Genomic DNA, 10,620 nt, shown 5'->3' on the forward strand with positions numbered 1-10,620 from the left:
TGTGCCGAATCTGATGACCATTCGCGGTGACCGGTACCGCGACCCGGTTCTGTATATCGAGTCGCTCAACACGGTGTTGGAGTACGGGCCCGAGAAGATCATCACCGGCCATTTCGCGCCGATCGAGGGCGCCGACCGGATCGCCGAGGAGGTCACCGCGATGCGAGACGCCATGCAGGTCGTGCACGATCGAACCGTCGAGCTGATGAATTCCGGCGCCGATGTGCACACCGCGATGCGCGAGGTCAGCGTGCCGGAGCACCTCGACGTCGGCGAGGGCTACGGCAAGACCTCCTGGAATGTGCGCGCCATCTGGGAGATGTACACCGGTTGGTTCCACCACCGCTCGACCACCGAACTCTACGGTGTTGCGGCGAATTCCGTTGCGGCGGACGTGGTCAACGCCGCCGGAGCCAACGCGCTCGCCGAGGCGGCGCGCACTCATGTGGCGAACGGGCGACCGGTGGAAGCGCTGCATCTCACCGACCTCGTTCTGACCGTCGAGCCCGGGAATCCGGCGGCGCGCGCGGTGGCCGCCGACGCCCACGAAGCGCTGCTGGCCGGCACCGATAACTTCTGGGAAAAGGCCTGGCTCACCAAATCGATCAACGAATTGAGGACGACCGAATGAACTCCCTCAGCTTCGACTTCACCGGCACCAACGTGCTGGTGACCGGCGGCACCAGCGGCATCGGGTACGCGATCGCCGCCGACTTCGCCAGGGCCGGCGCCGCCGTCACGGTGACCGGCACGCGCGCGTCGGCGGCGGACTACCCCGAGATCGACCTGAGCGCATTGCAATTCCGCCAGTGTCAGATGGCGGATCCCGACGCCATCGACGCGCTGACGGAATCGCTGGGAGCGCTTGACGTTCTGGTCAACAACGCCGGCGGCCCGTACGCGGCGCAAAAGGACGAATGGGATCCCGACGGCTACGCCGGGTCGGTGGCGGTCAACATGTTCGCCCACATGCGCCTGACGATGGGTTGTCACGCGCCGCTCAAGGCGAGTGACGCCCCCGGCGGCGCCAGCGTGGTCACCATCGCGTCGATGTCAGCGTTCGTGTCCGCCGTAGCCGTGCCGGCCTACAGTTCGTCGAAGGCAGGAATGGTGGCCTTCACCAAGAACTTGGCGCGACGCTGGGTCGACGACGGCATCCGCGTCAACGCCGTCGCACCCGGGCTGATCGACACCCGGATGACCCACCCCGTACGCGACATCCCGCAACTGCTCGAACCCGAAATGCGCCACACTCCGATGGGCCGGATGGGAATGCCCGACGAAGTGTCGCCCGCGGTGCTGTTCCTGTGCACCGATGCCGCGCGCTATATCACCGGCACCACCGTGGCGGTCGACGGCGGATATCTGACGGTCTAGATCATGGGCGAATTCGACGCGGTGGCGTCTGCGGACGACGTCCTCAAGCTGGCCGCGCGGCGCACCGGCCTCACCGAGATCGAATCCGATTCCTGGCGTGCGGGATTGGCGATCATCGTCGATGAGGTCAATACCTCGCCGGCGTTCACCCCGTTCGGCCGGGAACGCATCCTCAACGATGCGACCGACGCCCTGGGCCGTCGGCTGCAGATCCACGACTACATCCAGTCGCACCCCGTAGTGCTCGATGCGCCCGTCGAGCGGCCGTTGATCGTGCTCGGCATGCCGCGCACCGGCACCACGGTGATCAGCTATCTGCTCGACCAGGACCCGGCGCGGCGTTCGGTGCTGCACTGGCAGTGTGTGGATCCGATTCCGCCGGCCACCACCGAGACGCTGCGCACCGATCCGCGCTGCGTGGCCCTGCTCGAGGAGCAGAGCAAGATCCTGGAGATGGTCACGAAGGCGAAAGTGGCGCTGCCGCACTGGGAAGACGCCGACGGCCCCACCGAGGACATGTTCATCCACAACCAGGACTTCAAGGGCCTGTCGTGGGACTCGTTCCTGTCGACGCGGCGCTACGCCGAATGGCTTTTCGACGAGGCCGACATGAGCAGCACCTACCAGTACCAGAAGCGCTACCTGCAGGTGCTGCAGTCCACCGCACCGGGTACCTGGAGCCTGAAGATGCCGTCGCATTCGGTACACATCGAGGCGCTGTTGAAGGTGTTTCCCGACGCCCGACTGGTGTGGGCGCACCGCGACCCGTACAAGGCGACGGGGTCGCTGGCCAACCTGTGGCGGCTGCCCAAGGGAATGACGTTGCATCCCGACGCAGTGGACCTGGAGGCGATGGGCCGCGACGCCATGTGGCAGATGCGCTATCACGTCGAACGCCCGTTGCGGGCCCGCGATCGCATCGGCGACGACCGCTTCTTCGACATGTACTACCACGAGATGATGCGCGACCCGATGGATGTCATGCGCCGCATCTACGACTGGGCCGGCGATCCGCTGACCGCCGAAACCGAAGCGCGCATGCGTAATTGGCTCGCCGAGCATCCGCAGGACCGGTTCGCGCTCAACTCCTACAGCCTCGACCAGTACGGCCTCACGGTCGAAGCACTCGAACCGGTGTTCGCCGAGTACCTCGAGCGGTTCGACATCGAAATGGAAGGCACGCCGTGAAGGTATCGATGGTCACCGGTCCCGGCACGGCCGAAGTCATCGAGGCCGAGCGCCCGCAGGCGGGCCCGTGCGACGTGCTCGTGGCGATGCGCGCGTGCGGAATCTGCGGCTCGGATGCGTTCTACCTCACCATCGGAGGCGTTCCGCCCCGGCAGGGCTGTACACCCCTGGGCCACGAACCGGCGGGCGAGGTCATCGAGGTCGGCGCCGAGGTCTCCGGCATCGCCGTCGGGGATCATGTCGTCATCAACCCGATGGCCGCCCCACGTGGCATCATCGGCAACGGCGGCCCCGCCGGGGCGCTCGCCGACTACCTGCTCATCGAGAACGCGGTCCGCGGAACCAGTTTGGAAGTCATCCCTGACCACATCCCGTGGGAAGTCGCTGCGCTCAACGAGCCGATGGCCGTCGCGCGCCACGGCGTCAACCGCTGCAACCCCAAACCGTTGGACAAGGTGGTGGTATTCGGTGCCGGGCCGATCGGGCTGGGCGCGACGCTGGCGTTCAAATCCGTTGGGGTGAGCCATGTCGTGGTGGTGGACCTGATTCCGGCTCGGCTGGAGAAGGCGCTGCAGATCGGTGCGGACGCCGTCATCAACTCCGCCGACGAGGACGTCGTGGCGCGCCTGATCGAACTGCACGGTGCGGGGGAGAGCATATTCCCCGGTAAAGCGGGGACCGATATCTACCTCGACGCCGCCGGTGCTGCTGCCGTCGTCAACACCGCCCTGGCGGCCGCCAAAAAGGGGGCGACCCTGGTTATCGTCGGCGTGCACAAGGAGCCGGTGTCGGTCGAGTTCGTCAACGTGATGAGCAACGAGATCAGCATCGTCGGCAGCATGGGATATCCCGACGAAATCTTCGAGGTGACAAAGGATCTCGTCGCGAACTGGGAGAAGTACGCGCTGATCGTCAGCCATACCGTCCCGTTCGACAACGTCGGCGAAGCGTTCGAATTGGCCGGCACTCCCGGCGCTGCCGACAAGGTAGTGGTCACCTTCTAAGCGCTCAGCCTCGGACGTAGACCGAGAAACCCCGGCCGTAGCGCCCCGCGCCGGCCTTGATTTCCTGCTCGAGCGAATCGAGCGGCTGGGCCTCGGCGGCCCGAGTCCCGTCGTTGGTGCTGGATGCAATGCCGACCAAGGTCGGCCCCTGGGTGTACAGCGGACCGCCCGAGTCACCCGGCAGCTGTTTGACGTCTGAGGTGAGCAGGTCCAGATCCGGATGTCCTGCGCTATAGGACACGTTGGTGACCGTGCCGTTGGTGCCAGCGGTTCGCTGTCCATACAACCGCACGCGATCGCCAACCTTCGCGGATCCCACGCGCGTGAAAAATGCTTCGATGCCGAAGGTTCTATAGGTGTAGACCACCGTGAACCCGCGTGAGCCGGTCAGCTTCCCGTTACTGTCTTCGGCATCTGGCTGCCAGGCAACGACTTCACCTATTTGCTGACCCCAGGGGTTGTAGACCCGTTCGTGCAGTCCTTCGGCGCAGTGTCCAGCCGTGATGGCGAGCTGATCTCCGACCGAGTCGGTGGCGAAAAACCCGAGCGAGCAGGCGTGGTGTTTGAAGGTCAGTTTCATCCCGACCGTCAGGACGCCGTTGGCGTGGGCAGGTGCGGGAGCGAGAGTTGCCAGCGCAATGGCGGTTATCAACGCGCCGGACAGCTTTGTGATCATGGGCGGCGCGGCAAGTGAATTCGCCATTCTGTTCCTCCTGTCCGGCAGCCGCTGGCGACTTGAACAGGAGGGTGTCGGGGCCGTCTTGGAGATTTCTTGGCGGCACGAGCAGACACAAAAGCACCCGACGCCGGGCGACGGGTGCTTTTGCGCCTGCTCGTGCTACTTGGCGAGGTGCTGCAGCGCGAGCTGGGCGGCGTTGGCGCCGCACATGCCGTGCGCGCCGGGCCCGGGCGGGGTGGCCGCCGAGCAGATGTACATGCCCGGCACCCCAATGGTGTAGGGCGACAGGGTGATTCGCGGCCCGAACGTCAGCTGCCGAATGTCCTTGGCACCGGTCATGATGTCGCCGCCGACATAGTTGGCGTTGTAGGCGGCCATCTCTGTCGTGGCGCAGACCTGTTGGCCGACGACGCGATCCCGGAAACCGGGTGCGAATCGCTCGATCTGCGCGATGATCGCCTCGGTCGCGTCACCCGTGTAGCCGTTGGGGACGTGCGCATAGCTCCAGACGGGGTGATCGTTGCCCACCGAGCGCTGCGGATCGGCCAGATACTGCTGGCCGACCAGTACGAAAGGCCGCTCGGGCATCCGCCCGGCGTGGATATCCCGCTCGGTCGCGGCAAGCTCAGCGTAGGTTCCCGCCAGATGCACCGTGCCTGCCCGGTGGGCCTCGGGGTTGGTCCACGGCACGCCACCTTCGACGGCGAAGTCGACCTTGAACGCACCGGGGCCACGGCGAAACCTGGTGAACGCGCGGGAAATTCGGCGTGGCAGACGGTCGCCCAGGATGCCGGCGACCGCGCTGGGCGCCAAATCGAACATCGTGACGTCCGCCGGCGGCAGCTGCGACACAGAATCGACCCGGAGGCCGGTCTCGATCTTGCCGCCCAAGTCGGTCAGCAGCGCGACCATCGCGTCGGTGATCGACTGCGATCCGCCCTCGGCCACCGCCCAGCCGTGGCGATGGCCGGCCGCGATAATCCCTATCCCGATCGCGGACGTCATCGGATAGTGCAGCGGCCGGAAGGCATGGGCCGCAACGCCCCCGAACAGCGCCCGACCCTGCGCGGTGCGAAACAGCCGGGCGAACGTCGACCCGGGCAGCACCGTCGGCGCGCCGAAGCGGGCCAGCATCAACGGGTGGTTGGGCACCCGCAACAGCGGCCGCATGATGTCCTCGCTCAGCGCGTCGAAATGCGCGGAGGGGTAGCCGAAGGCGCGGCGCCACCGTGACCCGTCGGGACCCAGACCGGCAGCGGTCTGTTCCACCGAGCGGTACAGCACACCGGCGCTGCCGTCGTCGAGAGGGTGGACGCAGTCGATCTCCGGCCAGCGCCACGTCAAGCCGTACCGGTGCAGGCCGACGCGGTTGAGGAACTCCGAGCCGACGGCCATCGGGTGGATAGCTGAGCAGTGATCGTGCAGGAGGCCGGGGATGATCGCTTCGCTGCTGCGGGCACCACCGCCGACCTCGTCGGCGGCCTCGAGCACGGTGACATCGACGCCTTCGGCGGCCAGCGAGATGGCGGCGGCGAGCCCGTTAGGCCCGCCGCCCACCACCACTGCGCTGGTCATGTCAGCGCCCCGTGACCGTGGTCCTGATCGGTCTGGGCTGCGGCCGGCTTTGTGCTGAGCAGTGACCAGTGCGCCTGCAGCGGGATGGGGCCGTTGGGCAACCAGGGCTGTTCGGCGACCGCGTCGGCCACCTTCCAGGTGCCGCGCTCGATCACCCCGAGTGCGGCGTCGATCAGCTTGTAGTGCTGAACACCGCTGCCAAAGGCCTCCGACTCCACCCAGGCGATGATGCACTCGCCCGGTTCGAATTCGGCTTGGCGCTGCACGGCCCGGATCAAGTCTTCATTGTGCAGGTGACCGTCGCCGAAGTTGAATCCGATCAGGGAGTTGCACACGAACTCACCCTCCCGCACGGTGCGGGTGTCGACGCTAGGCAGGTGCGTCAACAGCAGCGAATACAGGCCGCGAGCCTGGCTGTGCAAGCTTCGCCATGCGGCCGTTTTCTGCAGCGTGATCTCCGCCCACTTGGGCTCGTAGCCGGCCGCGATGAACTGGTCGATCTGGTTGGACGCCGAGCGGGTGACCCGGTTGAGCTTCTGTTCGGTGCCGGGCGCAAACGCCCACACTGCGGAGGCCCAGTTGCCCGCGTACTGCCGCATCGAGGGCAGGAACGACACCTTGTCCGGACGCAGATTGCCCAGGATCGGGTAGAACAGCAGACCCGCGGCGATGATCAGGGCCAGCCAGGGTGGCGACATGTTCCACGGGGCGTATCCGTCGCTGTTCGGGAAGCCGAGGAACAGGAAGATGGTGGTGTAGGCGAACACGACGTTCCATTCCAGCGGCACCGCCAGCGGGAAGGTCGAGATGATGAACAGGTGGAAGCCCACCATCACAAGTGCCGCGACCAGCGTCAGCCACTTGTTCGTGGAGAAGAACAGGACCAGCGGAGCCAGGATCTCGACCGTGGTGCCGTTGACGTGTGCCATGAAGTCCGCCAGCCGCGACGGCCGCATGTCGCGCCCGAAGTCACGGTAGTGGGCCCGTCGCAGAAATTTGGGCGCGAATATCGTGTTGCTGACCATCGGCGGAATGACGTTGGAGAAGTGCTTACCGAATTTGGAGAATCCGGCACCGACCCATACCACCACGATCAGCATTTTGAGCGCGATGATCATGTTTACGAATGGCAGCGCGGCGAAAAAGAACAACGCCGGCAGGTACTGCTCGCTGCGAGCACCCAGGAAGATGATCTTGTCCCGCAGACCGACCAGCACCAGCAGCACCATCGGCGCGATCAGCAGGGCTGGGTTCACCACGCCGGATGTGTTGTGCGGCAGTGCCTTTGACAGCGAGTCGCTGTGCACGCCCGGTGCCAGCAGCGGGACGGCGAGGCTCACCAGCAGCGCCAGATACATCCCGACGTCCAGCCAGGTGCGCCGATCACCGTTGGTGAACGGCACCCACTTCCAGGGCCGCAACCTGATGGTTCCCGGGCGAGCCCAGAACAGGATGCCGCCGGTCATCGGCTTGACCTTGCCGGCCAGCGGCCCCCAGGACCCGGCCACACCGATGGTCTCGAGTAGCACGGTCCACAGGATCACTTTCTCGTAGACGACCGGCTGGTTCCACCATTCGCTCACATGCCAGAAGGCGGGCAGCCCGGACGTCGCCGTTGCGACGGTGATGCCGCCGAGTGCGAATGCCACCAGCTTCAGGATGTAAATGGTGTGGATCATCCTCGGTGAGCCGAAACCACTTTCGCCCCAGTCGATGGCGAGGATCCGCATCCGCTCCATCAGTGGCTTTTGCAAGAACGTATCCGGGTCGACCGCAGGGAGATCCGGTTTTGTGAACCCCATTGTTTCGCTCCTTTGGGCTAAAGTTTGCCGATTGTGACGACCACAGTAGGAATTGTGCGCTTCTCGGCACAGTCGGCGATAGACAAATTCGCAGGCGGGGGTTATCGCCGATCGACAACCGCGTCTAACGTCATTGACGTGAACAAACCACACCTCGACGGCCCAGATGTTCAAGTCGGGATTAGCAGTTACGTCGCCGAGATCGCCAGCCGATTGCTCGCCCGGGTGCTCGAGGTGTCGTCGATGGTGCACCATTCGCTGGAGGAGCAGATCCCCGAGCTGCGCGGCGATCCAGCGTTGATGGAACTGCTGGGGAACAGCGTAGAGGGCAACGTGGACACGATCCTGCACGCATTGCGCTACGACATCGCCGTGGAGCGCGTCGAGGCGCCCACCGCCGCGTTGGAGTACGCCCGCCGCCTGGCCCAGCACGGGGTGCCCGTCAACGCGCTGGTGCGGGCCTATCGGCTCGGTCAGCGCCTGATGAATGAAGCGGTCTTCGCCGAATTGCGCGCCATGGACATCCCGGAATCGAGAAGGGTGCCGGTGATCGAGGCGATCACCGGCACGCTGTTCGACTACATCGACTGGATGTCGCAGCAAGTCGTTGCCGTCTACGAAGACGAACGCGAACGTTGGCTGGAAAACCAGAACATTCTCCGCGGCGTGCGGGTGCGCGAGATCCTGGCCGCAACCAAACCCATCGATGTCGATGCAGCCAGCACGGCGATCCGCTATCCGCTGCGGTGGCACCACCTCGGCTTGGTCGTGTGGTCCCCGGACCAGGGCTCCGAGGCCGACGAACTTCCGCGGCTGCAACGATTTCTCCGCGAATTGGGTGAGGCCGTGCGGGTGGATGCCAGCCCGCTTTTCGTGGCCGCCGACCGCAGCTGCGCGTGGGGCTGGCTGCCGCATCGAGCCGCGGTGGACGACGCGGTGGAGGGGGTTCGCCGGTTCGCGCAGAACCGATCGGACTCGCCCAGGGTGGCGATCGGGACGACGGCAGGCGGCTTCGAGGGCTTTCGTCGCACACACCGGGAGGCGGTGGAGGCCCGCGCCGTCGCAATCGTCCGTGAGTCGAAGGGACCGACGGTGATCGCCGCCAGCGACCCCGGCTTGTCGGTTGTGGCGCGACTCGGTAGCGACGTGGCCGGAACCCGGGAGTGGGTGACCGGCGTGCTGGGCGACCTAGCCGGCGATACCGAGAACGACGCGCGGCTGCGCGAGACATTGCGGGTGTATCTGGGTTGCGGCGGCAGCTACAAGGTGGCCGCCGAGGAACTGAACATGCACTTCAACTCGGTGAAGTACCGGGTGGGCCGGGCCGTCGCCCGGCGCGGGCGGGAGATCAGCAGTGACCGGCTCGACGTGGAACTCGCGTTGCTGGCCTGTCACTGGTATGGCAGCGTGGTTCTGCAGCAAAAAGCCCGGTAGCCAGCTGGGCTGGGCTACCGGGCTTGGTAAGCGGACGCTACGCGGCGGCGGGTGCGAGGCCGCGAACGGCGAGACGACGGGGTGCGGCGACTCGCGGGAGGTGGACTGCCCCGCGCTGCGGGTAGGACTGCCGACGGTCGCGGACAATGTGGATACCGTGGGCGGTTACCGGGATGAGCACTGGGGACAAGACCATCGCGAGGTAAATGGTTATTTGCAGTATCGCTTCGTACATGGCTTCGCCTACATTTCTCCGCACCGCGGATGGTTGGGTTAGTTTGTGGGAGTCAGCAATTCGAACCTGTGGGGAACTCGACGCTGTGTTCGTGATGAAACTTATCGGCCCCGCGTCGGCACGGCGATGTCGCTGAACGACCAAGTTGTGCCCAACTTTTGTTCTCTGGCAACAAACCCTGACAACGGGCCTGTCACTGGTACGGCAGCGTGGTTCTGCAGCAAAAGCCCGGTAGTCCAGCTGGGCTGGGCTACCGGGCTTGGTAAGCGGACGCTACGCGGCGGCGGCGGCGAGGGCGGGAACGGCGAGACGACGGGGTGCGGCGACTCGCGGGAAGTGGACTGCCCCGCGCTGCGGGACGGACTGCCGCCGGTCGCGGACAATGTGGATACCGTGGGCGGTTACCGGAATGAGCACTGGGGACAAGACCATCGTGAGGTAGATGGTGATTTGCAGTATCGCTTCGTACATGGCTTCGCCTACATTTCTCCGCACCGCGGATAGTTGGGTTAGTTTGTGGGAGTCAGCAATTCGAACCTGTGGGGAACGTGACGCTGTGTTCGTGATGAAACTTATCGGCCCGGGGTCGACACGGCGATGTCGCTGAACGACCAAGTTGTGCCCGGCTTTTGTTTTCTGGCGACAAAGCCGGGGGCGGGCCTACCTCAGTGCGACTTGGCCTGACACTGTTCGCGGTAACGATGCGGGATGCTGAATTCTGGTGCCGGAAACATTCTCATCGCGTCGATGCCGGACTATCGTTTCTCTATGACAACCAGCGAAAAGACCCATTTCGAAGGTCCCCTGGACCAGCTCGCGCGCAGCACTTGGCAGTTGCTCCTCCTGGTCGGCATCACGGCGGTGGCGCTGGGTGCCATCGTGCTTGCCTGGCCTGGCAAGACGCTCGTCGTGGCGGGCGTTCTGTTCGGCATCTATCTGGTGGTGTCCGGGATCGGATACATGTTCGCCGCCTTCGGCGCACCGACCGGCGCCGGAATGAAAGTGTTGACGTTCATCACCGGCGCACTGTCGGTGGTGCTCGGATTCTTTTGCTTCCGGGACAAATTCGAGTCGATCGCGCTGCTGGGCGTGTGGATCGGCGTCGGTTGGCTGTTCCGCGGGATGACATTGCTCGGGTCGGCGCTCTCTTTCGACCACCTGCCCGGACGCGGCTGGCAGGCGTTCACCGGCGTGGTAACCATCATCGGCGGCGGGGTGCTGATCGTTTCCCCGATCGATTCGGTCGCGATTCTGGCCTTGGTTGCGGGCTGCTGGCTGATCGCCATCGGCATCATGGACGTTATCAGCGCGCTGCAGGTTCGCCAC

The 10,620-nt window shown here is 65.2% G+C and carries 10 protein-coding genes; 6 read left to right on the top strand and 4 right to left on the bottom strand.

What is annotated here, in order from left to right:
- The 4 genes from VML93_RS16100 to VML93_RS16115 form a co-directional block, all read left to right on the top strand.
- On the top strand, positions 1-631 hold a 631-nt coding region (locus VML93_RS16100), incomplete at its 5' end, for an alkyl sulfatase dimerization domain-containing protein (RefSeq protein WP_325612111.1).
- Positions 628-1,377: an SDR family NAD(P)-dependent oxidoreductase gene (locus tag VML93_RS16105; protein ID WP_325612113.1), complete on the top strand. Its 750-nt coding sequence runs from the start codon at positions 628-630 to the stop codon at positions 1,375-1,377. The genes VML93_RS16100 and VML93_RS16105, both read left to right, overlap by 4 nt.
- Positions 1,378-1,380: 3 nt before the next feature.
- Entirely contained in the window at positions 1,381-2,565 is a 1,185-nt protein-coding gene (locus VML93_RS16110) for a sulfotransferase (protein ID WP_325612115.1), read from the top strand.
- Positions 2,562-3,569: a zinc-dependent alcohol dehydrogenase gene (locus tag VML93_RS16115; RefSeq protein WP_325612116.1), complete on the top strand. Its 1,008-nt coding sequence runs from the start codon at positions 2,562-2,564 to the stop codon at positions 3,567-3,569. The genes VML93_RS16110 and VML93_RS16115 overlap by 4 nt, the downstream gene beginning before the upstream one ends.
- Before the next feature lie 4 nt (positions 3,570-3,573).
- Here the strand turns inward: VML93_RS16115 and VML93_RS16120 are convergent, their stop codons facing one another.
- From VML93_RS16120 to VML93_RS16130, 3 genes are all read right to left on the bottom strand, one after another.
- A complete protein-coding gene (locus VML93_RS16120) occupies positions 3,574-4,272 on the bottom strand; it encodes a hypothetical protein (protein ID WP_325612118.1) in 699 nt (232 codons plus the stop codon).
- Positions 4,273-4,407: 135 nt separating this feature from the next.
- A complete protein-coding gene (locus VML93_RS16125) occupies positions 4,408-5,823 on the bottom strand; it encodes an NAD(P)/FAD-dependent oxidoreductase (RefSeq protein WP_325612120.1) in 1,416 nt (471 codons plus the stop codon).
- Entirely contained in the window at positions 5,820-7,625 is a 1,806-nt protein-coding gene (locus tag VML93_RS16130) for a DUF3556 domain-containing protein (protein ID WP_325612122.1), read from the bottom strand. The genes VML93_RS16125 and VML93_RS16130 overlap by 4 nt, the downstream gene beginning before the upstream one ends.
- 138 nt (positions 7,626-7,763) lie before the next feature.
- On the opposite strand from VML93_RS16130, the gene VML93_RS16135 reads away from it, so the two are divergent.
- Positions 7,764-9,059 (top strand): PucR family transcriptional regulator, encoded by a 1,296-nt coding sequence (locus tag VML93_RS16135; RefSeq protein ID WP_325612124.1) that lies wholly within the window; start codon positions 7,764-7,766, stop codon positions 9,057-9,059.
- 508 nt (positions 9,060-9,567) lie between these two features.
- Here VML93_RS16135 and VML93_RS16140 read toward each other — a convergent pair.
- The gene (locus tag VML93_RS16140) at positions 9,568-9,765 is read right to left on the bottom strand and encodes a hypothetical protein (RefSeq protein ID WP_325612125.1); all 198 of its coding nucleotides are present in this window, start codon (positions 9,763-9,765) and stop codon (positions 9,568-9,570) included.
- Positions 9,766-10,062: 297 nt separating this feature from the next.
- On the opposite strand from VML93_RS16140, the gene VML93_RS16145 reads away from it, so the two are divergent.
- A partial coding sequence (locus tag VML93_RS16145) for an HdeD family acid-resistance protein (protein ID WP_325612127.1) occupies positions 10,063-10,620 on the top strand: 558 nt, incomplete at its 3' end.

This window comes from Mycobacterium sp., assembly GCF_035499775.1.
Classification (GTDB): domain Bacteria; phylum Actinomycetota; class Actinomycetes; order Mycobacteriales; family Mycobacteriaceae; genus Mycobacterium.

What these genes read in the sequence shown, in the direction of transcription:
- VML93_RS16140 (WP_325612125.1), bottom strand. Translation starts at nt 9,765, where the DNA reads ATGTACGAAGCGATACTGCAAATCACCATCTACCTCACGATGGTCTTG.
- VML93_RS16130 (WP_325612122.1), bottom strand. Translation starts at nt 7,625, where the DNA reads ATGGGGTTCACAAAACCGGATCTCCCTGCGGTCGACCCGGATACGTTC.
- VML93_RS16120 (WP_325612118.1), bottom strand. Translation starts at nt 4,272, where the DNA reads ATGGCGAATTCACTTGCCGCGCCGCCCATGATCACAAAGCTGTCCGGC.
- VML93_RS16105 (WP_325612113.1), top strand. Translation starts at nt 628, where the DNA reads ATGAACTCCCTCAGCTTCGACTTCACCGGCACCAACGTGCTGGTGACC.
- VML93_RS16110 (WP_325612115.1), top strand. Translation starts at nt 1,381, where the DNA reads ATGGGCGAATTCGACGCGGTGGCGTCTGCGGACGACGTCCTCAAGCTG.
- VML93_RS16125 (WP_325612120.1), bottom strand. Translation starts at nt 5,823, where the DNA reads ATGACCAGCGCAGTGGTGGTGGGCGGCGGGCCTAACGGGCTCGCCGCC.